General features: G+C 72.0%; 23 protein-coding genes and 1 tRNA gene. 17 read left to right on the forward strand and 7 right to left on the reverse strand.

Features of this window, described 5'->3' with window-relative positions; genetic code table 11:
* Positions 1–41 precede the first annotated feature (41 nt).
* The gene (locus M2163_RS39790; RefSeq protein WP_280848051.1) at positions 42–818 is read right to left on the reverse strand and encodes an SDR family oxidoreductase; all 777 of its coding nucleotides are present in this window, start codon (positions 816–818) and stop codon (positions 42–44) included.
* Positions 819–835: 17 nt separating this feature from the next.
* Positions 836–2,002 carry a phytanoyl-CoA dioxygenase family protein gene (locus M2163_RS39795; RefSeq protein WP_280848050.1) on the reverse strand — a complete coding sequence of 389 codons (1,167 nt, stop codon included), beginning with the start codon at positions 2,000–2,002 and terminating at the stop codon, positions 836–838.
* Between the two features lie 107 nt (positions 2,003–2,109).
* On the opposite strand from M2163_RS39795, the gene M2163_RS39800 reads away from it, so the two are divergent.
* Positions 2,110–3,129, forward strand: a complete 1,020-nt coding sequence (locus tag M2163_RS39800; RefSeq protein ID WP_280897387.1) for a LacI family DNA-binding transcriptional regulator — start codon at positions 2,110–2,112, stop codon at positions 3,127–3,129.
* A 79-nt stretch (positions 3,130–3,208) separates the two neighbouring features.
* Here M2163_RS39800 and M2163_RS39805 read toward each other — a convergent pair whose 3' ends face one another.
* Positions 3,209–4,357: a Gfo/Idh/MocA family oxidoreductase gene (locus M2163_RS39805; protein WP_280848049.1), complete on the reverse strand. Its 1,149-nt coding sequence runs from the start codon at positions 4,355–4,357 to the stop codon at positions 3,209–3,211.
* Between the two features lie 116 nt (positions 4,358–4,473).
* Here M2163_RS39805 and M2163_RS39810 point away from each other — a divergent pair, with 116 nt between their 5' ends.
* Positions 4,474–5,481, forward strand: a complete 1,008-nt coding sequence (locus M2163_RS39810) for a LacI family DNA-binding transcriptional regulator (RefSeq protein ID WP_280896430.1) — start codon at positions 4,474–4,476, stop codon at positions 5,479–5,481.
* 17 nt (positions 5,482–5,498) lie between these two features.
* Here M2163_RS39810 and M2163_RS39815 read toward each other — a convergent pair whose 3' ends face one another.
* On the reverse strand, positions 5,499–5,843 hold the full coding sequence (locus M2163_RS39815) for a cupin domain-containing protein (RefSeq protein ID WP_280848047.1): 345 nt from the start codon (positions 5,841–5,843) through the stop codon (positions 5,499–5,501).
* Positions 5,844–5,966: 123 nt separating this feature from the next.
* Between M2163_RS39815 and M2163_RS39820 the strand changes: the two genes are divergently transcribed.
* The 15 genes from M2163_RS39820 to M2163_RS39890 all read left to right on the forward strand — a co-directional run bounded on the left by M2163_RS39820 (position 5,967) and on the right by M2163_RS39890 (position 20,683).
* On the forward strand, positions 5,967–6,479 hold the full coding sequence (locus tag M2163_RS39820; protein WP_280897388.1) for a hypothetical protein: 513 nt from the start codon (positions 5,967–5,969) through the stop codon (positions 6,477–6,479).
* Between the two features lie 343 nt (positions 6,480–6,822).
* Positions 6,823–7,473 (forward strand): GntR family transcriptional regulator, encoded by a 651-nt coding sequence (locus tag M2163_RS39825; protein ID WP_280848046.1) that lies wholly within the window; start codon positions 6,823–6,825, stop codon positions 7,471–7,473.
* Positions 7,474–7,520: 47 nt separating this feature from the next.
* Positions 7,521–8,270: a PIG-L deacetylase family protein gene (locus M2163_RS39830; protein ID WP_280848045.1), complete on the forward strand. Its 750-nt coding sequence runs from the start codon at positions 7,521–7,523 to the stop codon at positions 8,268–8,270.
* Positions 8,267–8,971, forward strand: coding sequence for a 4-carboxy-4-hydroxy-2-oxoadipate aldolase/oxaloacetate decarboxylase (locus tag M2163_RS39835; protein ID WP_280848044.1), 705 nt, complete (start codon positions 8,267–8,269; stop codon positions 8,969–8,971). The genes M2163_RS39830 and M2163_RS39835 overlap by 4 nt, the downstream gene beginning before the upstream one ends.
* Before the next feature lie 26 nt (positions 8,972–8,997).
* A complete protein-coding gene (locus tag M2163_RS39840; protein ID WP_280854026.1) occupies positions 8,998–10,062 on the forward strand; it encodes a 4-oxalomesaconate tautomerase in 1,065 nt (354 codons plus the stop codon).
* Positions 10,059–11,009, forward strand: coding sequence for a catechol 2,3-dioxygenase (locus tag M2163_RS39845; protein WP_280896431.1), 951 nt, complete (start codon positions 10,059–10,061; stop codon positions 11,007–11,009). Before M2163_RS39840 ends, M2163_RS39845 begins: the two co-directional genes overlap by 4 nt.
* A 114-nt stretch (positions 11,010–11,123) precedes the next feature.
* Positions 11,124–12,443, forward strand: a complete 1,320-nt coding sequence (locus tag M2163_RS39850) for an aromatic acid/H+ symport family MFS transporter (RefSeq protein ID WP_280896432.1) — start codon at positions 11,124–11,126, stop codon at positions 12,441–12,443.
* A 101-nt stretch (positions 12,444–12,544) separates the two neighbouring features.
* Positions 12,545–12,618 (forward strand) — tRNA-Pro (locus M2163_RS39855).
* A 178-nt stretch (positions 12,619–12,796) separates the two neighbouring features.
* Positions 12,797–15,487 (forward strand): LuxR C-terminal-related transcriptional regulator, encoded by a 2,691-nt coding sequence (locus M2163_RS39860; RefSeq protein WP_280896433.1) that lies wholly within the window; start codon positions 12,797–12,799, stop codon positions 15,485–15,487.
* A gap of 110 nt (positions 15,488–15,597) precedes the next feature.
* Positions 15,598–17,229 (forward strand): MFS transporter, encoded by a 1,632-nt coding sequence (locus M2163_RS39865; RefSeq protein WP_280896434.1) that lies wholly within the window; start codon positions 15,598–15,600, stop codon positions 17,227–17,229.
* 15 nt (positions 17,230–17,244) lie between these two features.
* Complete coding sequence (locus M2163_RS39870) at positions 17,245–17,763, forward strand: hypothetical protein (RefSeq protein ID WP_280848040.1); 519 nt, start codon at positions 17,245–17,247, stop codon at positions 17,761–17,763.
* A 122-nt stretch (positions 17,764–17,885) separates the two neighbouring features.
* The gene (locus M2163_RS39875) at positions 17,886–18,083 is read left to right on the forward strand and encodes a hypothetical protein (RefSeq protein ID WP_280848039.1); all 198 of its coding nucleotides are present in this window, start codon (positions 17,886–17,888) and stop codon (positions 18,081–18,083) included.
* A gap of 261 nt (positions 18,084–18,344) precedes the next feature.
* Positions 18,345–18,803, forward strand: a complete 459-nt coding sequence (locus M2163_RS39880; protein WP_280848038.1) for an SHOCT domain-containing protein — start codon at positions 18,345–18,347, stop codon at positions 18,801–18,803.
* 33 nt (positions 18,804–18,836) lie between these two features.
* Positions 18,837–19,283, forward strand: coding sequence for a hypothetical protein (locus tag M2163_RS39885; RefSeq protein WP_280848037.1), 447 nt, complete (start codon positions 18,837–18,839; stop codon positions 19,281–19,283).
* Between the two features lie 38 nt (positions 19,284–19,321).
* Positions 19,322–20,683: a diacylglycerol kinase family protein gene (locus tag M2163_RS39890; protein ID WP_280896435.1), complete on the forward strand. Its 1,362-nt coding sequence runs from the start codon at positions 19,322–19,324 to the stop codon at positions 20,681–20,683.
* A 132-nt stretch (positions 20,684–20,815) separates the two neighbouring features.
* Here M2163_RS39890 and M2163_RS39895 read toward each other — a convergent pair whose 3' ends face one another.
* The 3 genes from M2163_RS39895 to M2163_RS39905 all read right to left on the reverse strand — a co-directional run bounded on the left by M2163_RS39895 (position 20,816) and on the right by M2163_RS39905 (position 25,181).
* Complete coding sequence (locus tag M2163_RS39895; protein WP_280896436.1) at positions 20,816–21,307, reverse strand: RDD family protein; 492 nt, start codon at positions 21,305–21,307, stop codon at positions 20,816–20,818.
* Positions 21,304–22,155, reverse strand: coding sequence for a hypothetical protein (locus M2163_RS39900; RefSeq protein ID WP_280896437.1), 852 nt, complete (start codon positions 22,153–22,155; stop codon positions 21,304–21,306). The genes M2163_RS39895 and M2163_RS39900 overlap by 4 nt, the downstream gene beginning before the upstream one ends.
* Before the next feature lie 257 nt (positions 22,156–22,412).
* A complete protein-coding gene (locus M2163_RS39905; RefSeq protein ID WP_280896438.1) occupies positions 22,413–25,181 on the reverse strand; it encodes a GH59 galactosidase in 2,769 nt (922 codons plus the stop codon).
* Positions 25,182–25,330 lie beyond the last annotated feature (149 nt).

Consider the following 25,330-nt stretch of genomic DNA (forward strand, 5'->3'; position numbering starts at 1 on the left):
AGGGTGTTTCGGTGAGCGGTGTGAAGCAGTCGGGGAGGGGGTCAGTCGAGGCCGCCCAGGACGTTCTGGTCCCAGTCGATCACCGATCCGGTGACCACGCCCGACCGGTCGGACAGCAGCAGGACCACGAAGTCCGCGATCTCGTCGGGCTGGCCGAGCTTGCCCATCGGGAGCCTGGCCGCGGCCTCCTCGCGCCAGTCGTCGCCGGCGCCGTGGAAGGCCTTCTGGGTGGCGTCCTCGCCCTCGGTCGCCGTCCAGCCGATGTTCAGGCCGTTGATCCGGACCCGGTCCCAGCGGTGGGCGTGCGCGGCGTTGCGGGTCAGACCGATCAGGCCGGCCTTCGCGGCCACGTAGGGCGCGAGGAAGGGCTGCCCGCCGTGCGCCGAGGACGTGATGATGTTGACGACCGTGCCGGGCGCCCCCCGGCCGACCATGTCCGCGACCGCCGCCTGCATCGCGAAGAACGGCGCCTTCAGGTTGATCGCGATGTGCTGGTCGAACAGTTCGGGCGTGGTGTCGAGCAGGGTGCCCCGGGAGGTGAGCCCCGCGGAGTTCACCAGGCAGTCGACCCGGCCGTACGCCTCGACGACCCGGGTGACGGAGGACCTGGCCTGCTCGGCGTCGGCGAGGTCGGCGCGGACGAACAGCGCCTTGCCGCCGGCCGCCTCCAGCTCGGCGACCAGCGCCTCACCGGGCTCCGGCCGGCGCCCGCTGACCGCCACGACCGCCCCCTCGCGCACGGCGGCCCGTGCGATCGCGGCACCGACGCCCTGGCTGCCGCCGTTGACGAGGACGACCTTGTCGTCGAGAAGTCCCATGAATGTGCCCGTACCTTTCAGCTCGTGCGCCGGTCGGCGCCCGCCCGGAGTTCGTCCCTGAGCACCCGGGCGTTCCATCCCTCGGCGAGCGCCCGCCGTACGAGGTCGGCCTGCGAGGGCGGGGCGAGTCCGTCGACCGGCGGGTCGCTGTCGAGATTGGTGGGGAAGGGGTAGCCCTCGGCGCTCGCGGCGATCACGTTGTCCAGCCACTCCGCGTCCGCGCCGTCCGTCTTGCGGCGCAGCAGCGCCGGGTAGACGGCGTTCGACACCGCCTCCCGGTCCACGGTCTCCATGGCGCGCCCGAAGGCCGAGGACACCTGGAGCAGGTTGGCCATGCGCCGCACGTCGGTGGTGCGGTTGGTCCCGGCCGCGTGGAACAGCGCCGGGTTGAAGAACACCGCGTCGCCCTTCGCGAGCGGCAGCTGGACGTGGTGCTCCTTGAAGTACGCCTGGAACTCCGGCCGCCGCCACGCCAGGTACCCGGGCTCGAACAGCTGCGAGTACGGCAGGTACAGCGTCGGCCCCGACTCCACGGGCATGTCGCAGTGCGCGACGGCACCCTGGAGCGTGAGCACGGGGGAGAGGCGGTGGACGTGCGCAGGGTAGGCCGCGGCGGCCTCGTCGGAGAGGAATCCGAGGTGGTAGTCCCGGTGTGCGGTCTGCGCGAGACCGCCCGGATTGACCACGTTGACCTGCGAGGTTACCTGGTAGCCGGGGCCGAGCCAGGCCTCGGACACCAGGGCGAGCACGGGGTTGGCGTAGTAGTCGGCGAACGCCGCCGGGTCGTAGAGGGCGGCCTTCTCCAGCGCGTTCCACACCCGCTCGTTGGCGCCGGGCTTCGCGAAGTGGTCGCCCGCGGTCGTGCCCGCCGCGTACTGCTCGCGGATCAGCGAGTCGAAGACCTCGGTGAAGCGGTCGACGACCGCGGGATCGGGGAACGCGCCCCGGAAGACCGCGACCCCGGGGCCGTCGGCGAGGGCCCGCACCAGCTCCTCCTGCACGTCCCGGCGGTCCTTGGCGCCGCGGACGCGCTCGGTGTCGTACAGCAGGACGTTCCGCTCCACGGCCGAGGCGTACGGGTAGTCGGCGGGGTCGGCGGTCCGCTCGACGAGCACGCGGAACGCCTCGAGGTCGCAGTCCTGCTCGGACAGCCAGGCACGGCGGTGTACGGCGGTGAAGGACATCGGCGTCCTCTCGGTGACAGGGGCGACTCAGCGCTGTCATTCTTGTCATGACAAAGCCGTCGAACAACCAGCAGGCAGCCATCAAAAACCCCTCAAGGAGCGAAGGCGTGGGCCACCCCTACCCGATCCGGGAAATCGCACGTCAGGCGGGGCTTAGCGAGGCCACCGTCGACCGCGTCCTGAACGGCAGGGGAGGCGTCAGGGAGAGCACCGCCCGCGAAGTCCGCCAGGCGATCACCGACCTGGACCGGCAGCGCACCCAGGTACGGCTGATCGGCCGCACCTTCATGATCGACATAGTGATGCAGACCCCGGAGCGCTTCTCGACGGCCGTACGCGCCGCCCTGGAGGCCGAACTGCCCGCGCTGCACCCCGCCGTCCTGCGCTCACGCTTCCACTTCCGTGAGACCGGCCCGGTGGTGGAACTGACGAGGATCCTCGACCGGATAGCCCGGCGCGGCTCCCAGGGAGTGATCCTCAAGGCCCCGGACGTCCCCGAGGTCACGGCGGCCGTCGGCCGGCTCGCGGAGGCGGGCATCCCGGTGGTCACCCTCGTCACCGACCTGCCCGCCACGGCCCGCCTCGCCTACGTCGGCATCGACAACCGGGCGGCGGGAGCGACCGCCGCCTACCTCATGGGCCAGTGGCTCGGCGACCGTCCCGGCAACGTCCTCACGAGCCTCAGCAGCGGGTTCTTCCGCAACGAGGAGGAGCGGGAGATGGGGTTCCGCAGCGCCATGCGCGCCCGGCATCCGCAACGGGCGGTGGTGGAGATCGCCGAGGGGCAGGGCCTGGACGCCACGCAGTACGACCTCGTGCGGGCCGCGCTGGAGCGGGACCCGCAGATCCGGGCGGTCTACTCGATCGGCGGCGGCAACATCGCCACGCTCCGGGCCTTCGAGGACCTCGGCCGGGAGTGCGCGGTGTTCGTGGCCCACGACCTCGACCACGACAACGACCGGCTGCTGCGGGAACACCGCCTGTCGGCCGTACTGCACCACGACCTGCGGCAGGACATGCGCGAGGCGTGCCACATCGTGATGCGGGCCCACGGGGCGCTGCCGCCGGCGGGACCGACGACGCCTTCGGCGATCCAGGTGGTGACGCCGTACAACATGCCGTACTGAAGGGCTGCGCCGAAGAGACGGCACTGAAGAGACGGCACTGAAGAGGCCGCACTGAAGAGGCCGCTCCGAAGGGGCTGTTCTACACGTCCACCCACGAACCGCTCTGCGCGGACCGGGACATGGCGTCCAGTACGGCCGCGCTGTGCACCGCGTCCTCCAGCGTGGCCCCGTACGGCGTGCCCTCGGCGACCGAGCGCAGGAAGCGGCAGGCCTCCACGACCTTCAGGTCGTCGTAGCCCATGGCGTTGGCCGCGCCCGGCTGGAAGGCGCCGAACTCGCCGTCGCCCGGGCCGACGTACACCGTGCTGACCGGCTGGTCCTGGTAGCGGCTGCCACGGCTGACGGCCAGCTCGCCCATGCGGCGGAAGTCCCAGAACACCGCGCCCTTCGTGCCGTGCACCTCGAAGCCGTAGTTGTTCTGCTCGCCGACCGAGACCCGGCAGGCCTCCAGGACACCCCGGGCGCCCGAGGCGAAACGCAGCAGGCAGTTGACGTAGTCCTCGTTCTCGACCGGTCCGAGTTCGCCCGTGGCGAGGGTGTGCCCGGCCGTGGCGCCGGTGGGGCGGGCGCGCTCCGGCACGAAGATCGCCGTGTCGGCGGTCAGGGAGACGATGTCCCCGAGCAGGAAGCGGGCCAGGTCGGCGCCGTGCGAGGCGAGGTCGCCGAGCACGCCGCTGCCGCCGCGCGCGCGTTCGAAGCGCCAGGTGAGGGCGCCCTGCGGATGGGCCGCGTAGTCGCTGAGGAGCCGGACGCGGACATGGGTGACCGTGCCGATCTCCCCGGCGGCGATCAGCTCGCGGGCGGCCTCGACGGCGGGCGCGTTGCGGTAGTTGAAGCCGACCGTGCTCCGCACACCGGCCCTCGCCGCCGCGTCGGCCACCGCCCGGGCGTCCCCGACGGTGAGGCCGACCGGTTTCTCGATCCACAGGTGCTTGCCGGCCTCCGCCATCGCCACGCCGATCTCGCGGTGCAGGAAGTTGGGCGCGGTGACGCTGACCGCCTCGACCCGTGGGTCGGCGGCGACCTCGCGCCAGTCGCGGGTCGCCCCGGCGAACCCGAACTGCGCCGCGGCCTCCTCGGCCCGCCCCGGCACGTCGTCGGCGACGGTCACGAGCTCCGGACGCAGGGCGAGCCGGGGGTAGTGGTGCGGGACACGGGCGTACGCCTGGGTGTGCACCCGCCCCATCCAGCCGAATCCGACGACGGCGACGCCGAGCGTGTCCACCATGACTGACAGCCCCTCTTTGGACCGGTCCATATCCTGTCCAGGTCACCTTGGGCGGCGTCTTCGCCTGCTGTCAACCCTTTGACAAGCCGCCGGACGGCATGGAACGGTCCATACCCATGAGAGCGCCGACGATCCGCGATGTGGCCGACCGGGCCGGTGTCTCCAAGTCGCTGGTCTCCCTCGTGCTGCGCGGTTCCGACCAGGTGCGCCCGGAGAAACGGGAGGCCGTGCTGCGGGCCGTGCGCGAACTCGGCTACCGCCCGAACGCCGCCGCCCGCAGCCTCAGCGAGCAGCGCACCCGCACGGTCGGCGTCCTCCTGAACGACCTGCGCAACCCCTGGTTCGTCGACCTGCTCGACGGCCTCAACTCGCTGCTCCACGACAACGGCCTGCGCATGCTCCTGGCCGACGCCCGACTCAACCGCCGTACCGGACAGGACCCGGCCGGCCCCTTCCTGGAGCTCGGCGTGGACGGCCTGGTCGTGGTCGGCACCCTGCCCGAACCCGCCGCGCTCCAGGCGGTGGCCGAACGCCTCCCGGTGGTGGTGGCCGGCGCGCGCGAGCCGGGTCCGCCGGGGGTGGACATCGTCGCCAACGACGACGAACGCGGGGCCCGCCTGGTCACCGAGCACCTGATCGGCCTCGGCCACCGCCGTGTCGCGCACATCGCGGGGTACGGGGCGGTCGGCGAACTGCGTCGGCGCAGCTTCGAGGCGACGATGCGGGCCCATGGCCTCGCGGCGGAGGCGGTCGTCGAGCCGAGCGACATGACCGAGGAGGGCGGCTACCGCACGACGGTCCGGTTGCTGAGCCGCCCCGACCGGCCGACGGCCGTCTTCGCCGTCAACGACATCGCCGCGATCGGCGCGGTCTCGGCCGCCGAGGAACTGGGTCTGGAGATCCCGCGCGACCTGTCCGTCGTCGGCTACGACAACACGAGCATCGCCCGGCTGCGCCACGTCTGGCTCACCACCGTCGACAACGCCAGCCACGAGGTCGGCCGCCGCGCCGCACGCCGTCTGCTCGACCGGTTCGAGGGACGCGGGGGAGAGGGCAGTACGACACTCGCCGCGCCGGCGCTGGAGATCCGGGGGACGACGGGGGCCCCGCCGGACGGGCGGTGACGGCGGCCCCGGCCCCGTCAGAGGTTGATCGCGTAGGCCTTCCGCAGCGTCTCGTGCACGGTCCACGTCGTACGGTCGCCCTGGCGCAGTACGGCCATGTCGCCGGGCCCCACGTTCAGCGTCGGGCCGCCCTCGACCTCGATGGTCGCCGAGCCGCTGACGACGACGAACAGCTCGTCCGCCTCCGTGTCGGTGACGACGCCCGGGGTGATCTGCCAGATGCCCCGGATCTGACGCCCGTCCTCCGACTCCCAGACCACCTTCCCGGTCACCTCGGGCGTCCCGGAGACGATCTGCTCCCGTGCGAGGGGCTCCGACGTGAGCTCGGCGTCGGGGACGTGCAGTACGAAGCTGTGATCCATGGGGCGACCCTAGCGAGGTCGTTCCGGGCCCGTCCGTGGACAGTGTGTGGGGTGTCGAGGCAGGCCGGCGGACACTCCGTCGCGGACTGGCGGCCGCTCGCGGCCCGGGTGATCGTGGAGGACATGGCGGACACCGAGGCTGCCGCGGTCCGGCCGTACCGGCATGACACCCGTGAGGCCGTCCTCTTCGGCGGGGTCTACGGCTCGGTCCTGGCCTGCTCCATGGTCGCCGCGCTCACCCAGTACGGGCACACCTCCCGCGGCAGTCGCCGCTACGACGCCGTGTGGCTCCTGGTCACCGCCCTCGCCTCCGCCCTCGCGCACGGCTACGCCCACTACATCGCCGAGCGCGCCCCGCACCGCCGCGGGGACGCGCTGCGCACCCTGGCCGACGAGTGGCCCCTGGTCGCCGCGGTACTGCCGACGGTCGCCCTCCTGGCGGGGGCCGGCTGGGGCTGGTGGCCCGCGAACGGCGTCGAGTACCCGGCCTTCGTCCTCAACATCGCCCTGCTGTTCACCCTGGGCCTGGTCACGTCCCGCCGGTCCCACCGGCCGTGGCGCACCGCGGTCGTCGTCGGGGCGGTGGACGCGATGCTGGGAGCGGTGGTCGTGGTGGCGAACGCGCTGATCAAGTAGAGGACTGCGCGCGTGCGGTGGCGGGGCTGTCGGCGGTGCCCCTCCGGGAGGGGTGCACGGCGCCCACGGTCAGGGTGGGCGCCGCGCCGTACGGGGGCGACGTCGGCGCCGATGACGCAGGAGCCCGGGACGAGGGGCCGGGCCGCGGGCATCGAGCGATGTCGAGTCCGCGACCGACGGCTATGAGCAACACCCCGACCGGCAACGGGGGCTGCCCGCCCGGTGGAGCCCATACGTCACCGAGCTCCACGCCAACTGCGCATGCAATACGGCAGACAAAATTGTTGACAATCTTGTCTGGCTAGATTTAGGTTCGACAGGCACTCACTCAGGGAGGGCAACGATGCCGAAGGAAGCCCGTCCGAGCACCGGGGAGCAGGCCAAGCAGCATGCGTTCGCGCAGCTGCGGCAGGCGATCCTGCACGGCGAGATGGCGCCGGCACAGCGGCTGGTGGAGAACGAGCTCGCCGAGCAGTTCGGTGTGACACGGGCCAGCATCCGGGCCGCGCTCATCGATCTGGAGGCCCAGGGCCTCGTCGAGCGGATCCGCAACCGGGGTTCCCGGGTGCGGGTGGTGACCGTCGAGGAGGCGGTCGCCATCACCGAGTGCCGCATGGTCCTCGAAGGGCTGTGCGCGGCCAAGGCGGCGACCCTGGCCAGCGACGAGCAGCTCGCCGAGCTGACCGAACTGGGCACGGCGATGACCAAGGCCGTGGCCGACGGCGAGCCGGTGACCTACTCCGAGCTCAACCAGGAGCTGCACGCCAAGGTGCGGGAGTTCTCCGGCCAGCGGACCGCCGTGGATCTGCTGGAGCGGCTCAACGCCCAACTGGTGCGCCACCGCTTCCAGTTGGCACTGCGTCCGGGACGCCCGCAGCACTCCCTGAACGAACACCTGGCGATGATCGAGACGATCAGGGCCAGGGACCCGCAGGCGGCCGAGAAGGCCGTCCGCGCCCACCTCACCAGCGTGATCGAGGCGCTGCGCGACTGAGCCGCGCGAGGCGGGCGCGAACTGTCCACTCCAAGGAGATTTCAGCAATGACGCAGTCAGGCGCGCCCGCCCCTCCCCGTTCGACACTGGTGATCACCGCGCATGCCGGGGACTTCGTGTGGCGGGCGGGCGGAGCCATCGCCCTGGCCGCCTCCCGGGGCGAGAAGGTCACCATCGCCTGTCTGACCTTCGGTGAGCGCGGGGAGTCCGCGAAAGCCTGGCGCGAGGGCAAGAAGCTCGACGAGATCAAGGCGATACGCCGGGACGAGGCCGAGCGCGCCGCCGCCACCCTCGGCGCCGAGGTCCGTTTCTTCGACGCCGGCGACTATCCGCTGGTGGCGACCGCCGAGCTGACCGACCGGCTTGTCGAGGTCTACCGGGCCACCCAGCCCGACGTGGTGCTCACCCACCCGGTCGAGGACCCGTACAACGGCGACCACCCGGCCGCCAACCGCATGGCCCTGGAGGCCCGGGTCCTCGCGCAGGCCATCGGCTACCCGGGCGAGGGCGAGATCATCGGCGCCCCGCCGGTCTTCTACTTCGAGCCCCACCAGCCCGAGATGAGCGGCTTCAGGCCCGAGGTCCTCCTCGACATCACCGAGGTCTGGGAGACCAAGCGCAAGGCCATGGAGTGCCTCGGCGCCCAGCAGCACCTGTGGGACTACTACACCGACCTCGCCGTGCGCCGGGGCGTCCAGCTCAAGCGCAACGCGGGCCCGAACCTGGGCCTGGCCCACAGGACCATGGCCGAGGCGTACATGCGCCCCTACCCGCAGATCGCGAAGGAGCTGGCATGAGCGGCGTGATCGTCACCGACCCGCCGAAGGCGGACCTGAAGGACGTCGACGCGCTCGCGCGGTACGGCGTGGCCACCGTCTCCGAGGCGATGGGCCGAACGGGCCTGCTGGGCCCGGAGATCCGCCCCGTCCAGCAGGGCGTACGGGTCGCGGGCACCGCGGTCACGGTGCTGAGCTGGCCCGGCGACAACCTCATGATCCACGCGGCCGTCGAGCAGTGCGGCGAGGGCGACATCCTGGTCGTCACCACCACCTCCCCGTGCACGGACGGCCTGTTCGGCGAGCTGTTCGCGACCGCCCTCCAGCAGCGCGGGGTGCGCGGGGTCGTCCTGAACACCGGCATCCGCGACACCCAGGAGCTGCGGGACATGGGCTTCGCCGCCTGGTCGCGCGCGGTGTCCTCGCAGGGCACGGTCAAGGCCACCGGTGGCTCGGTCAACGTGCCGATCGCCATCGACGGCCAGGTGATCCACCCGGGCGACGTGATCCTCGCCGACGACGACGGTGTCGTGGTCGTCCCGCGCGAGCGGGTGGCCGCGACGGTGGAGAGGTCCGAGGCCCGCGAGGCCAAGGAGGCCGCCACCCGCGCCGCCTTCATCGACGGCCAACTGGGCCTGGACCGCTACGGATTGCGGGAGACCCTCAAGAACCTCGGTGTCGAGTACCGGTCCTACGAGGAGTACACGGGGGAGCGGTCGTGACCGCGCTGCCCGAGGAGGTGCCCTGCATGCTGATGCGGGGCGGCACGTCCAAGGGCGCCTACTTCCTCGCCGACGACCTGCCCGCCGAACCCGCCCTGCGCGACGACCTGTTGCTGCGGATCATGGGCAGCCCGGACGACCGGCAGATCGACGGCCTGGGTGGTGCGCACCCGCTCACCAGCAAGGTCGCCGTCGTCTCGCCGTCCGCCGATCCGCAGGCCGACGTCGACTACCTCTTCCTCCAAGTCATCGTCGACCGGCCGGAGGTGAGCGACCGTCAGAACTGCGGGAACATCCTCGCCGGCGTCGGCCCGTTCGCCGTCGAGCGCGGACTCGTCCCGGCGGGGGAGCAGGAGACCTCCGTCCGGATCCGCATGGTCAACACCGGCGACCACGCCACCGCGACCTTCCCCACCCCCGGTGGCCGCGTCGACTACACCGGGGACGCCGAGATCTCGGGCGTGCCGGGAACGTCCGCGGCCGTGGTGATCGAGTTCCCGCCGGGCGCGGGGAAGCTGCTCCCGACCGGCAACGCGGTCGACGTCATCGACGACGTCGAGGTGACCTGCGTGAACAACGGGATGCCGACCGTCCTCATCGCGGCGACCTCCCTCAAGGTCACCGGCTACGAGCTGCCCCGGGACCTGGAGGAGGACGTGGCCCTGGCCGACCGGCTGCGCACGATCCGGCTGGCCGCGGGCCGCCTCATGGGCCTCGGAGACGTCTCCGACGCCACCGTGCCCAAGCTGACGCTGCTCGCCCCGCCCCGCGACGGCGGTGCGGTCACCACCCGCACCTTCATCCCCGTGCGCTGCCACACCTCCATCGGTGTCCTGGGCGCGGCGAGCGTCGCGGCGGGCCTGCGGATCGACGGGAGCGTGGGCGCCGGGCTCGCGGAGATCGATCCCGGGAGCGAGCGTGTACGCATAGAACACCCCACGGGGTTCCTGGACATCGAGAGCAGCGTGGATGCCGTCCCGGGCGGCCCGCCCTCGGCCCGCCGTACCGCCGTGGTCCGCACGGCCCGCAAGATCTTCGACGGCACCGTCTTCCCCCGGGCCGCCGACCGACCCACAGGAGGTCACCGATGACTCCGCCGCTCGGCGACATCGCCCACATCGGCCACACCCAGCTGTTCACGCCGGACCTGGACGCCAGCGTCGCCTTCTTCACCGACTTCCTCGGCCTCACGGTCAACGGGCACGACGGCGACACGGTCTACCTGCGGACCTTCGACGACTACGAGCACCACAGCCTGGTCCTCACCGCCCGCGAGCAGCCCGGCCTCGGCCGCCTCGCCCTGCGCACCTCCAGCGAGGAGGCACTGCACCGCCGGGTGAAGGCGGTCGAGGAGTCCGGCGGCACCGGCACCTGGGCCGAGGACGAACCCGGCCTCGGCAAGCTCTACGTCACCACCGACCCGGACGGCCACGAACACGCCCTCTACTGGGAGAGCGAGCACTACCGGGCCCCCGAGGAGCTCAGGCCCGCACTGAAGAACCAGCCGCAGGCCAAGCCCAACAGGGGAGTCGGCGTACGGCGGTTGGACCACATCAACTTCCTCGCCGCCGACGTGCTCGCCAACGCCGAGTTCCAGCAGAACGTCCTCGGCGCCCGGCCCACCGAGCAGATCCGGCTGGACAGCGGGAAGATCGCGGCGCGCTGGCTGACGTACACGAACAAGTCGTACGACGTCGTCTACACCTCGGACTGGACCGGCAGCGAAGGGCGGCTGCACCACATCGCCTTCGCGACCGACACCCGCGAGGACGTGCTGCGGGCGGCCGATCTCGCCATCGACACCGGGGTGTTCATCGAGACGGGACCGCACAAGCACGCCATCCAGCAGACGTTCTTCCTCTACGTCTACGAGCCCGGCGGCAACCGCATCGAGCTGTGCAACCCGCTCACCCGGCTGGTGCTCGCGCCCGACTGGCCGCTGGTCACCTGGACCGAGGGAGAGCGCAAGAAGGGCCAGGCCTGGGGCCTGAAGACCATCGAGTCCTTCCACACGCACGGGACGCCGCCGGTGGCCTGAGCCGCGCTCCGCCGAGCCACCCCTGGATTGTCGATGAGATTGTTGACAAAAGCGTTGACAGTCCGGGGGTGGCTCCTTAGCGTCTAGCGCACCAAGTACGAGAGGTAACCAACGATGTCTTCCTCCCCCTCCCTGACCGCTCGCGGCAGCAGACTGGCCCTCCTGGTCGTCGGTCTGTGCTGGCTGGCCGTGCTGTTCGACGGTCTCGACATGTTCATCTACGGCTCGGTGCTGCCGCACCTGCTGGAGACCAGGACCTTCGGCCTCACCCCGGACCAGGCCGGCGACCTCGGCAGCTACGCCACCTTCGGCATGCTGGTCGGCGCCCTCGTCGCCGGCACGGTCGCCGACCGCATCGGCCGCAAGAAGCTGATGGTCTCCTGCGTCGTCCTCTTCTCGCTCGCCTCCGGCCTGTGCGCGCTGGCCGACGGCGTCGCGGTCTTCGGCCTCGGCCGCACCCTGGCCGGCGTCGGCCTCGGCGGTCTGCTGCCGACCGCGATCAGCATGGTCTGCGACTACGCCCCGCGCGGCCGCGGCGCCCTCGTCATCGGCCTGCTGATGACGGCCCACCACGCGGGTGGCATCCTCTCCGCCTACGTCGCCAAGTGGCTGATCGACCCGGTCGGCTGGCGTGCCGCGTTCGGGGTTTGCGTGCTCCCGCTGCTCTTCGCCCCGGTGCTGGCGAAGTTCCTGCCCGAATCGCTGAGCTTCCTGGTCGCCAAGGGCCGCGACGAGGAGGCCAGGGCCCTGGCCGCGCGCTACGACGTCGAGGTGCCGGCCGCGAGGACCGGTGGCGCGGGGGACCGCTGGACCAACCTCGCCAACCTCTTCCGCGGCAACGAGTGGATCCAGACCCTGCTCTACTGGGTGGCCTCCTTCGGCGGTCTGCTCCTCGTCTACGGAGTCGCCACCTGGCTGCCCACCCTGATGCGGGCCGAAGGCTACGAACTGGGCTCCGCCCTGTCCTTCGTGGTCGTCTTCAACCTCGGCGGCATCGTGGGCATGCTGATCGCGGGCCGGGCCGCCGACCGCTTCGGCGCCCCGCGCATCTCCGCCCTCTGGTTCGCGCTCACCGCCGCGGGCGTCTTCCTGCTCAGCGTCCACATGCCGATGACCGTCACGATGATCGTCGTCTTCCTCACCGGCGTCTTCCTCAACAGCGCCCAGACGATGATCTACGCCACGGTCTCCATCCGCTCCGACGCCGACAACCGCGCCACGGCCGTCGGCTGGACCTCGGGCATGGGCCGCTTCGGCGCCGTCTTCGGACCGTGGCTCGGCGGCCAGCTCCTCGCCTCGGGCAACGGCGACTGGGGCTTCACGGCCTTCGCCGTCGCCGGCCTGTCGTCCATGGTCTTCATCGGCATCGCCGCCCTGCGCACCTCCCGGCAGGCCCCCACCGGCAGCGAGCAGGAACTGGTCGGGGCGCACTGAGCGGTACGCGCCCGTGAACGGCCACCCCCGAGCTCCCGGCCGTTCCCGTGCGGTAGGGTCTACCTGCGCGATCACACGGGGAACCCCGTGTCCGTCGCGGCCGGGACGTGGCGCAGCTTGGTAGCGCACTTGACTGGGGGTCAAGGGGTCGCAGGTTCAAATCCTGTCGTCCCGACGGTACGAAGGGTCTCGCGGGCAACAGCCCGCGAGGCCCTTTTCGTATGGGCCCATCGGCCCCCGCGCAGGGCCGACCGGCCCCTGGGGAGGGACGGGTGGGTCCTGTGCGTCAGGTGAATGTCGGGGAAGCATGTAAAGCTGAGCTAAGGGAAGCGCTGCCCATGACCTGACGAGACATGGTGGTGAGCGCCGTGATCACAGGCGACAGGAACACCGTGGGGCCGGCCACCGGCCGTGTCGATCCGCTCGGGGACCCGTTCTTGCGTACGCGCTTCGCGATCCCGTCGCGGCCCGCCACGTTCCTTCCTCGCGGACGCCTCACCCGGCACCTGGCAGAGGGGCTCCGAACGCCGCTGACCATGGTCAACGGCTCGGCCGGCGCGGGGAAGACCCTGCTCGTCGCCGACTGGACCGCGAGCCTGGACCGGCCCGTCACCTGGCTCACGGTGGAGGCGGAGGCACAGCGCCCCGGTATGTTCTGGGCGTACTTCCTGCAGGCTCTCAGCGCCTCCGGCACCCCGCTGTCCGACCGCGTCCGCCGCCCCGCGGACCCGGGCCGGGTGAGCCGCACGATGCTGTCGGAGATCGCCGAGGACCTGGTCGGACGCGACCCGGCCCCGGTCGTCGTGCTCGACGAGTTCGACCGGGTGAGCGCGTCCGAGGTGGCGGAACAGCTGGAGTTCGTGCTCCAGCACGCCGGTTCGGGGCTGCGTCTGGTCCTGGTCACCCGCAACGAACCGATGTTCTCCCTGCACCGGTACCGGGCGGCCGGAACCCTGACGGAGATCCGCGACGCCGAGCTCGCCATGACCCCCGAGGAGGCCGCGGCACTCCTGGAACTGCACGGACTCAGCCTGCCCGCCGACGCCGTGCGCGCCCTCGTGGACCGCACCCGCGGCTGGGCCGCCGGTCTGCGGCTGTGCGCGCTGGCCGCCCAGCAGAGCCCCGAACCGGAGATGTACCTCAAGGAGTTCGAGGCCGACCACAGCGCGGTCGCCGACTTCCTGCTGGCGGAGGTCCTGCGACGCCAGCCGCCGGCGACTCAGGACCTGCTGCTGCGCGCCAGCGTCCTGGACCGCTTTTGCCCCGACCTGGTCGACGGGCTGACCCACCGCACCGACGCCGGGCCCATCCTGGCCGAGCTGCACCGTGACAACGCCTTCGTCGAACAGCTGGGACAGGGGTGGTACCGCCTGCACCCGTTGTTCGGGGAGATCCTCCAGACCCACCTGCGGGTGCGCCACCCCGGCCTCGAACCCGATCTGCACCGGTCGGCGGCCCAGTGGCTGCGGCGGCGCGGCACCCTGCCGGAGGTACTCGCCCACGGAGCCGCCGCCGCGGACTGGGACTTCACCGCCGCCGCACTCGTCGACGACCTCGCCATCGGACAGTTCTTCACCGGTCTGCGCTCCGCCGAGCTGAACGAGCTGTTCTCCCGTATGGGACCCGAGGCCACGGGCCCCGCCACCGAGCTCGTCCGGGCGGCCCGGGACCTCGCGCACAGCGACCTCGACCAGGGCGTGGCCCACCTCCAGCACGCCGAGGCACGGCTGGCGGGCGAGGAGGGGGAAGAGGGCGATCCGGCGGCCGCCCGCCTGAGCTGTGCCTTCCTGGAGACGCTGGCCGCCAGACTGACCGGTTCTCCCGCACGGGCCGAACAGGCCGCCGAGACCGCCGACGGCATACGCCCGGAGGTCCCCGCGCACCTCCTGGCCAAACACCCCGAGCTGTCCGCTCTCCTGCTGACCCACCTGGGCTCCGCGCGTCTGTGGGCCGGACACTACGAGGACGCCCGGGCCGCGCTGTCCGAGGCGGCCGACTGTCCCGGCGGGGTCCTGACGGTCGGCCCACGGGAGGAGTCCCTGGGCCACCTCGCGCTGCTCGACTACCTGGACGGCTGGCCCGGCAGAGCCGAGCACAAGGCCCTGGCGGCGCTGACCGAGAGGGAACGGTTCAGCCTTCCGCAGCCCTCCGGCTGCGGCATCGCACGGTTGGTGCTGGCCGCCGTGGCGGTCGACCGCCACGAACTGGGCCGGGCCCAGGCCCTCCTCGACGAGGCCGGCGAACAGGGTCTCGACACCCAGGACCCGGTCGAGGCCGCCGGGCGGGCGATCGCCACGGCCCGGCTCCACCTGGCTCGGGGCGACGCGTGCGCGGCCATGGAGTCGGCGGCCCCGGCCCTGTCCACCGCCGTCGCCTCACCCTGGGCGGACAGCCTGGGGCGGCTGGTCACCTCCACCGTCCAGCTGGCCGAAGGACGGTCCGAGACGGCGGCCGAAGGGGTCCGGCACCTGCCGGACGGCCGGCCGGCGTGGGCGGTGGAAGCCGCGCGCATCCAGCTCGCGGCGGGCCGAGCCGACGAGGCGATCGACCTGCTCGACAGCCTCGCCGCCGACGGCCGGTCCGGACCCGCGGTGACCGTGCGGGCGGCGCTGGTGCGGGCGCGGGCCGCACACGGGGCGGGAGACAGCGAGACAGCCCGCAGACTGGTCGCGCAGGCCCTCGTCCTGGCCAGGAGCGAGCGGCTGCGCCGGCCCTTCCTCGACGCGGGACGCTGGATCAGGCCGCTCCTGGTCGGGGCGCCCCTGCGGCCGCTGGCCGCCGGATGGCTGCTGCCCGCCCCGGCGCCCGGCGGCGGACCGGTGGCCGCCCCGCGCCCCGCGCCGCTCGTCGTCGAGGAGCTGAGCGAGCGCGAGCACGACGTCCTGCGACGGCTGGCGCAGATGATGTCGACCCAGGAGATCGCCGCCGACCTGTACCTCTCGGTGAACACCGTGAAGACCCACCTCAAGAGCCTGTACCGGAAGCTGGGGGTGAACCGCCGCAGCGAGGCGGTCCGCCGCGCCCGGGAGCTGCGGCTCCTGTGAGACCCGCCAGGTCGCCCGCGGCGGGTGAGGCACCGCCCGCCCCTCTCCGCTGACATGGAAGAAGCGGCCGCCCCACCGCCGCTGCGAACCGACCCGGCGAGGTGGTCACCGTGAGACGCTGGCGCGCACTCATCGTCCTGGGAACGGCCCAGTTCCTGATGGTCCTGGACACCTCGGTCATGAACGTCTCGATCAGCCAGCTGGTCGAGGACTTCGACACCGAGGTCACCACGATCCAGGCCGTCATCACCCTGTACGCGCTGGTCATGGCCGCATTCATGATCATCGGTGGCAGGCTCGGCGACATCCTCGGGCGCCGCCGCCTGTTCTTCCTCGGACTGATCGTGTACGGCACGGGCTCGGCCCTGACCGCGCTGGCCCCCACGGTGTGGGTCCTCGCCCTCGGCTGGTCGGTCATCGAGGGGCTCGGTGCCGCCATGGTGCTGCCGGCCATGGCGGCCCTCGTCGCGGAGTCCTACCGCGGGCCGGACCGGGCCGTCGCCTACGGCGTCATCGGGGGCCTCGCGGGCGCGGGGATCGCCGTCGGACCGCTCCTCGGCGGCTGGGTGACCACCTACCTCACCTGGCGGCTGGTCTTCGCCGGCGAGGTCGTGGTCGTCGTGGCCATGCTGTGCTGCCGCCGGATGATCACCGAGTCGGCCCGCACCGGACCCCGTCCCCGTCTCGATGGAGTCGGCGCGGTGCTGTCGGCCGCCGGGCTCGCCCTGGGCGTCCTCGGTGTGCTCCAGAGCAGCACCTGGGGCTGGGTCTCACCGCGCAACCCGCCCTTCACCGTGCTGGGCTTCGCCCCGACACTGTTCGTCGTCGGAGCCGGGGTGGCCGTTCTCGCCCTGTTCGTCCACTGGGAGCGGCGGCGCGACGCCCGGGGCGGCGAGCCCCTCGTCCACCTGCCCCTGCTGGGCCGGCCGGCGCTGCGCTCCGGACTGCTGACCCTGCTGGGCCAGAACCTCATCCTGCTGGGCCTGTTCTTCGTCATCCCGCTGTACCTGCAGGTCGTGCAGGGCTTCGACGCCTTCCAGACCGGACTCCGTCTGCTGCCGGTTTCCATCGCCATGCTCGCGGCCTCCATGCTCGCCTCCTCGCTGGGCCGGGCCGTGGGACCGCGCCGGATGGTCCGGCTGGCCCTCGCCACGCTGGTGGTCGCCGTCGTGTGGCTGCTCGCCACCATCGACCCCGTCATCGACGACGCGCAGTTCGCCGGAGCCATGGCCCTGGTGGGCGTGGGCACCGGCCTGCTCGCCTCGCAACTGGGCAACGTCGTCCAGTCCAGCGTCGGCGAGGAGGAACGCAGCGAGGTCGGAGGACTCCAGTTCACGGCGCAGAACCTGGGCTCCGCGCTCGGCACGGCGCTGATCGGGTCGATCCTCCTCGGCGCCCTGGCGCACGCCTTCACCGCGGAGGTCGCCGACGATCCGCGGATCTCCGAGGCGGCCCGTACCCAGACCGGTGTCGCCCTGGAGTCCGGGATCTCCTTCGTCACCACCGACCAGGTGCGCGCGGCGGCGGTGGACGCCGGACTGCCGCCCTCCGAGGTCGACGCCGTCACGGAGTCCTACGCCTCCGCCCAGCTCGACGGTCTCAAGGCGGCGATTCTCGCCACCGGCGGCGTCACGCTGGCCAGTTTCCTCGTCACACCGAACCTCCCGGCCGGGGGCAAGAGCCGTACCGGGGGCCGGGGGAAGACCGCGGCACCGGCCCCGTCTGCCGGGCCGACGCGCTGACCCTCAGGAGCACCGATGTCGACGACCGACCACTCGACGGTGCGCGGGACCGCTGCGGAACGCCGGGCCCGCGCCGACTACACCGGCGGTGTCTACGGGTCCATGCTGGCGGCCTCCGTGGTGATCGGCGCCGGCACCCTGGGCTCGTTCCCCCGCGTGGAACTGGTGGTGCTGTTGCTGCTCACCGGCGTGGCGTTCTGGATCGCCCATGTGCACTCCCAGCTGTTCGGGGCGCGGCTGGCACAGGAACCGCTCGACCGCCGGGTCGTCTTCCACGCCTGCCGTGAGGAGTGGCCGATCGTCAAGGCCGCCGTGCCGCCCGCCGCGGCGGTGGCCGTCAGCCCCCTGCTGGGCCTGGACGTGCAGGGCGCCCTCTGGCTGGCGCTCTCCGTCGCGGTGGCCGGGCAGGTGGGGTGGTCCGTGGCGGCGGCCCGGCGAGCCCACGCCTCCTGGCGCCTGGTCGCCGCCACCGCCGCGGTCAACCTGCTGCTCGGCCTGCTGATCATCTCCTTCAAGGTGATCCTCAAGCACTGACCCGGCCCGCCAATCACCTTCACCGGGTGAAGCCGCCGGGCCCGCCGCGAGCGGACCATCGCAGACAAGGGCACAGCCGCCTTCCAGACCGCCTTTCCGGGCAGCCATCGGGAGTACAGCCCATGCGCTACGAGATCCGCGTCGACGGACACATGTCGGACACACTGGCCGAAGCCTTTCCCGAGCTGGAACGCGTGGTCATGTCCGGACAGACCGTCCTGTTCGGGTCCGTCATCGACGAGGCGCAGCTGTTCGGCCTGCTGGCCCGCTGCCAGTCACTGGGCCTGCACGTGGTGGAGATGCGGCGGATGCCCGACTGAGGGGGCGGGCCCCGGACGTCCCGGCGCTGCCCCGCGGCCGCCGCGGGGCCCGTCGCGCGCTCACGGCGACGGCCGCGCGCCCTCCCGGGGAACGGGATCGCCACCGGCCGGCGCCCACGGCGCGGCCCGTGCGGGTTCGGTTCTCCGTCCTCACCCGGTGTCTGATCACCCGCGCCGGGTGAGGTGGTCCGCTCCTTGCCGTGGGCACGCTGAAGTCGGCACACAGGCGCCGGGCGAAGGCCCCGGACGGAGGAGACAGACATGAGTGCGTCCACGTACCTCGCATACGACTATCCGCTGCTGAGCGTCTTCTGGTCCATGCTGTGGTTCTTCCTGTGGATCATGTGGTTCGTCCTGCTCTTCCGGATCGTGGTCGACATCTTCCGCGACGACTCACTGAGCGGCTGGGCCAAGGCCGGATGGCTGGTGTTCACGATCGTCCTGCCGTTCCTGGGCGTCTTCGTCTACGTCATCGCCCGCGGCAAGAACATGGGCCGCCGTGAGGTCGCACAGGCGCGGGAGCAGCAGCAGGCCTTCGACTCGTACATCCGTCAGACCGCCCAGGGCGGCACCAGCAGCGTCGACGAACTCGCCAGGCTCTCGGAGATCCGGGCCAAGGGCGACATCACGGACGCGGAGTTCGCCCGGGCGAAGGAGCTGGTCCTCAGCGGCCACGGCCCGGGGACGTCCACCGGCGTCACCGCCACCTCCCGGCGCTGAGTACGCCGGCCGACAGCGAAACGAGGAATCAGGATGACCGCCACACACACCGCACACCGGTCCACGGCCAAGCAGGACTGGGCCGCAGGCACGATGGTCTTCGCGGCCGTCATGCTGATGCTCGCCGGACTGCTCGACATCTTCCGGGGCATCATGGCCATCGCCGAGGACGACGTCTTCGTGACAACGCGCAACTACGTCTTCCAGTTCGACCTGACCAGCTGGGGCTGGATCCATCTCGCCCTGGGCGTGATCGGCGTCGTGGTGAGCCTCGGCCTCTTCCGCGCGGCCACCTGGGCGCGGGTGTCCGGGGTCGCCATCGCCTCACTCATCATCATCGCCAACTTCCTCTCCCTGCCGTACTACCCGGTCTGGTCGGTCGTGATGATCGCGTTCTCCGGATTCGTCATCTGGGCGCTGTGCACGGTCCGGCGTGACGACTCCTTCGAGCCGTTCGAACGTCCCGGACGGGATATGTGACGACCCGCCACTCCGGAACCGGGAGGGAGGGCGAGGGCGTGGCACGAGACCGGAGCGGCGGTGCGCGGACCGGCCGTGTCCTCCGGGCCCGCCTCGCCCTCCTGGCCCTCCTGGCCGGCATCCTGGTGCCGCTCCTGGTGGCCGGACTGCGCAGCGTGCTGTGGGCCCTCGTCGGCATCGCCGGGCTGGCGCTGGCCGCCGTAGGAGTGTGGTGGACGCTGGCCCACACCGGCACCCTGCGCGTCCTCGGGCTGGTGCTGTCGGTGGCCGCGCCGCTCACCGTCCTCTCCCTGTACGGCGCGTCGGGACTGCTGTGGCCGGCGTGTCTGTCCCTGGCCCTGTGGATCCTGGCGGTGGCCTCGGCACGCACCGCCCTGGCACCCCCGAGTGCCGCGGCCGGACGTGCGGAGGCGCCGCACGCTCCCTGGATCGTGATGAACCCCCGCTCCGGCGGCGGCAAGGTGGAACGGTTCGGCCTGGTGGGAAAGGCCCGGGCGGCGGGCGCCCGGGTCGTCCTGCTGGACGGCCACCGGGACGTGGCGGCCCTCGCGCGGCAGGCCGTGGCCGAGGGCGCCGATCTGCTGGCGGTGGCCGGTGGCGACGGCACCCAGGCCCTGGTGGCCGAGGTGGCGGCCCGGCACGGCGTGCCCTTCGCCGTCATCCCCGCGGGCACCCGCAACCACTTCGCCCTCGATCTCGGCCTGGACCGCGACGACCCCGCGGCGGCGCTCCAGGCACTCACCGACGGCGTGGAGCTCCGCGTGGACCTCGGATTCGCCGCCGACCGCGTGTTCGTCAACAACGCCTCCTTCGGGACCTACGCGTCCGTGGTGGCCGACCCCGCCTACCGCGACGCCAAGCTGCACACGACACTGCGGACCCTTCCCGGGCTCCTCACCGGTGACCGTGCGCCCGGTCTGAGGATGCGGGCCGGCTCCCGGCAGATCGGCGGACTCCAGGCGCTGCTCGTCAGCAACAACCCCTATCTGCGGGCCGTCGACGCGGCCCGTCCGGGACGCCGGGAACGGCTGGACTCGGGGCTGCTCGGAGTGCTGGGCGTGCGGGTGGCGAACACGGCCCAGGCGGCCGGACTGGTGCGCGGGGACCGCTCCGGGTCCGTCCTGCGCCTGCGGGCCGACGAGGTGGTCGTGGACGCGGACACCGCCGACATCGCCGTCGGCATCGACGGAGAACACGTCATGCTGCCGACGCCCGTGGTGTGCCGGATCGCTCCCGGGGCGTTGCGGCTGCGTGTGCCACGCCGTCGCCCCGGCAAGCCGGTGACCGGGGGGCGGGCCGACTGGCCGGCGGTGGCGCGGCTCGCGTGGGGTGGAGGGCGTCCGTCCCGGGGCGGAACAGAGACGGCCGAGACGGGCACCGGCGGGGAGCGGGGCGACTGACGGTGCGGGGCGGGTTCACGGCCGGCCCGTGCTCCGGCGCCCCGCAGGTCGCTTCCCCGGACGCGCGCCCCTTCCTCCGCACCCGGTTCCTGCGCACCTGGTTCCTCCGCATCCGGTTCCTGCGCACCCGGTTCATCGTGAGCCGGCCGGACGGCCGTGCGTACCGCCGTACCAGTCGTGGACGACCGCGCTGCCCGTCACCACGTCCTGCAGCGACGCCGCTCGGCGGCTGACGGGGATCCACAGCAACCCGACGGGCAGGACGACGCACAGGACGGCCCGGAACAGGGCGGTGCCCGCCGTCAGACGCCGCCCCGAACCGGCCGTCACCCGAAGGCCCATCAGCTGGTCCCCGGCGGTGCGCCCGCCGAGGACCCAGCCGCCGACCAGGTAGGCGACGAGGACCGTGTAGCCGAAGGCCACGGTGAAGCCGGGCCCTGGATCCGGGAGGGCGAAGGGCTGTCCGGTCAGCAGGGAGCGTGCCGCCGCGTATCCGGACTGGAGGGCGAGAAGGATCGCCAGCACCACGAAGGCGTCGACGGCGGCCGCCACCGTGCGCGACACGAGCCCCGCGGGACGCCCCTGGATCTCCGGCGGGCGACGGGTGCGGGACGGGGCTGTCACGGTGTCTCCAGCGGTGCGGCCGGACCGGGCGGACGCCCGCCCGAGGAGCCGTCCGCTCCGGACGGGCCCGCTCGGTGGAGCAGCCGGTCCGTGATCCGCTGCACGAGCCGGTCGGCACGCGCGTTCTGCTCGCGGAACGAGTCCAGTGTCTCCGCGGTGATGCTTCCTCCGGTGTCCCGGACCACCCGGCCGAGGTCGAGCTCGTCGAGAACCGACTCGGCGTATGTCACGAGGTCCACTCGGGCGAGGACGCTGTCCGGGTCCACCCGCGCGACCAGCGCGTCCAGATCGACGCGGTCGAGAACACTGTCCAGGTCGACCCGGGCCACCACGGCGTCCGGGTCGACGCGGTCGAGGACGCCGTCCAGGTCCACCCGGGCCAGCACGGCGTCCAGGTCGATGCGCGCGGCGACGCGGTCGACGTCCAGCCGGTCGGCCACCGCGTCGACGTCGATCTCGTCGAGGACGGCGGCGGCGACCGTCCGCACCAGCGCTCGGGCACGCAGTGCCGCCTCGTCGCGAGCCCGCAGCCGCTCCGCAGCACCGAGCGCACGCCAGCGCGTGATCCGCCTGGCGACGGCATCCGTCGCACGGGACGGCACCAGCAGGCGCACCGCGGCGCGGGTGCCGGGCGCGGCGACGGCACCGACACCCGCCAGCACCCACGACGACCGGCGCCGCAGCTCCAGGGCGAGCCCGAGCGCCGCGTCCGGCACCGCGGTGACGCCCTCGGCCCGCGCGTGTGCCGCGTCCCGCGCGGTGTCGGCGACGGCCCGTACGGCGAGATCGACCAGCCCCACGGCCAGCCGTGCCGCCTCCGCGGCGGCCCCTCTGTCGGTGCTGCCCATCCGCTGCACCTCCTGTCGAGCGGTGGGGTGCCGGAGCCGGTGGCCCACTCGGCTCCGGTGCTGCGGCTGAAGGCGGTGACGAAGTTCCTGGCTTGGCGGGAGCGAGGCGCGCCACGGATGCGAGGACCGTTCCCCGGACCCGGATCGCTGTGTCCTCGAAGGATCCGACGGTGACGCCCGCGCGACCTCACCCGCCGGGGGTGACCCGGGGGCCACGGGCCGGGGCGCCGCCGTAGCCCTCCGGGCCGGGCGTCAGCTCATGGTCCGGTGCTGGAGGGCACGCGCCCGTTCACGTCCTCGGAGAACACCGTGAAGGCGTCGAGGACGATCTTGCCGGACTTCAGGGTGAAGGTCACGGTGTGTCGGCCGTCGGGCAGACCGCGCAGCGAGTACGTCGCCCGGCGTTTGTCGGTGGCGGTGGTCTTCGCGTCCACCGCGACCGTCCGGCCGTCCACGGAGACGTCGAGGACCGCGCTTCCGTCGTTGCCGCCGATGACGTCGATGCGCGTGCCGCGGAACGGGACGGTGACGGTCGCGCCGGCCGTGCCGCTGGTCGACGTCGTGCGGTACCAGTTCATCGCGTCGCCCAGCGCGGCGTTGCGGCTCCAGGTGCCGTCGTAGGCCACCGTCCGGTCCATGTTGTCGGTCAGCGCGGTGGCGTACGGGGTGTGGCCGGCGACCTTCTCGACCTTCAGGTTGTCGAAGGCCGTCCGGTGGAAGTCGGTGCCGAGCTTGACGCGGCCCCCGGTCACGGGTGCCGGGTCCTGGTACGTGCTGACGGCCTGTCCGTCGACGTACGCGGTGACGGTCGCGCCCCTGGCCTCCACGGCCAGGCGGTAGCCCTCGGACGCGGTGACCGTCCCGGTGCTGACGGCCGTGCCGTACCTGTAGAAGGTCCAGTTCCCGGACCGCCCGATCCCGACGCTGTACGCGGCGTCGGTCGCGGCCATGCCCTTCTGCTGGCGTACGCCCAGGGTGGCGAGGCCGCCGTGCGGGTCGGGGAAGGAGACGTCGACCGAGGCCCTGTAGTTCTCCCAGCGGAAGTCGCCGACCGTGGTGTTGGGGGTGTTCCGGTTCCAGGCGCCGGTGTCCTTCATGGACTGGTCGAGGTACTGGTAGAGCACCTCGTCGCCGTTCGCGTCCTTGCCGACCTCCCACGCGCCGGTCTGGTCGACCAGGTAACGGGGCTGGTTGCCACGGGACTTGAGATAGGGCTGGGACACCGTGCGGGCGCCGTTGTCGGTGCCGACCCGGACCCGGCCCTCCTCCTCGTAGCCGAAGTCGTCGGCGTACAGGACGGTGTCGCGGGTGTCGTGCCGCTTGCCGCTCGCGTCGGTGTCGAGCACGGTGCGGGCCGCGGACCGCGGGAGGCGCTGTGCCGTCGCCTTGTCGTGGCTGCGGTCGAGCGTGGTGAACGTGACGATCGAGCGCGGCTCGACGGTGTAGGTGAAGTAGCCCTCGCCGTCGGGGCGGAGCCGGGCCGCGAGGTGCTTGAAGTTCGCGTCGTACGCCTGGCCGGGGTCCGCCGCGCGGGTCTCCCAGACCTCCATGACGGGATCGGCGCCCAGGTCCATGTTCTCGGCCTTGATGCGGTAACTCTGCGTCCGGTCGCTGTCGTTGACGGCAATCGTGGAGAAGTCCGTCCTTCTCGGGTCGGCGAGTGTCAGGTAACTGGGCGCGCCGTTGGAGCCGTCGACGTTCTCGGTGCCGCTCGCTCCGCTGTGGCTCGCCTCCGGCACGGTGCGCCAGATGCCGGCCGTGTTGGTGTCGTTCTCCCAGCCGGTCCTCGCGAACTGCGTGAAGTGCTGCATCACGTACACGGCGGCGTCGTAGTGGATGCTCCCGGACCACGGGTCGCGGGCGCTGACCAGTTCCTTGTGGCTGTACTGGGCGCCCTCGTAGAAGGCACCGATCGCCGGCTGGAAGATGTAGTGCGTCCGCTTGGAGCTGGCATAGCTCTTCACGGAGCGGTTGGCGAGGTCGAGGGCGCTCTGCACGCCGCCGATCCCGGTGCTCGCGCCGCCCGGGCCCTCGGTGTTGGCCACCCGGTAGTCCGTCCAGCCGAAGGAACCCACGCCCTCGCTGTACCAGACCTCCTTGTCCTGTCCCGCGGCGGCGCCGGTCGCCAGCTTCGTGTAGGGCCGGTAGGTGGCGCTGTCGGGGGTGCCGTCGAGCCGGTCGTCGGTGGTGTAGTGGTAGCCCACCGCGTCGACCATGCCGAAGAGCTCGGTGTCCGTGAGCATCGCGGGCCCGATGTTCTTCGTGGTGTTCTCGTCCGAGGCGACGATCTTGACGGCGTGGTACGCCTTGGCCGCCGCCTTCTGCTGACGAGGCGTCAATCCGTAGCGGGGATCGGCGAAGTCGGTGTCGTTCACCAGCGTGCTCTTGTACCACTTGATGAAGGAGACGTCGGGTTTCGTGGTCTCGTTGGTGTCCGGATCGACGTAGTCGACCATGTACCCGTACTTCTCGTACGCGTCGAGGATCGTCTCCTTGTACCACTTGTACATCTCGTCGGTGCCGGTGCCCTTGTTCCATTCGGTCTGCACCCACTGGGGCATGACCCAGCGCAGGATCGAGACCTTGAGGCGGGGGTTGACCGTCTTGGCGTCGGCGGCCAGTTGGAAGCCGGGGGAGCGGGAGGCGTCGGCGAGTTCGTCCGCCGTGCGCATGGTCGCCGGATCGGCGCCGGTCGACGTGTTGGTGTCGGACCCCATCTCGATCTTGACGTGGTTGATGAGCGGGTTCCTCCCGCCGAAGAGCACTCGGACGAGCTGCCAGTAGCGGTCCGGGTGCTCCGCCTTGTAGTCCATCAGCAGGTTGCTCGTGCTGTTGCAGCTGAGCAGACCGAGTCCCTTGTAGGTCAGGCCGTTCATGTTGTCGGCGCGTACGTCGTCCCCGTCGACCACGACCTGCACGGGATCGTCCGCGGAGTGGGCGGCGGGGGCCGCGGTCACTCCTGCCGCCAGTGCCATGGTGGTCGCCGCGGCGAGCGAGGCCCAGCCGAATCTTCGCTGCATACCCATTCGGGGGACCGTAGGCGGCAAGCGCTTTCTACGTCAATCCCCTTGCGTCACTTGGGATTTGACGGTCCCCAACGGGCGTGACCTGCCGGAAAACGCGTGGACCGCGAGGTGGGTGCCGCGGGACACTGCCGAACTCGGACCGCAATCCT

Origin of the sequence: Streptomyces sp. SAI-135, assembly GCF_029893805.1 — a bacterium.
In the GTDB taxonomy this organism is placed as follows: Bacteria; Actinomycetota; Actinomycetes; order Streptomycetales; family Streptomycetaceae; genus Streptomyces.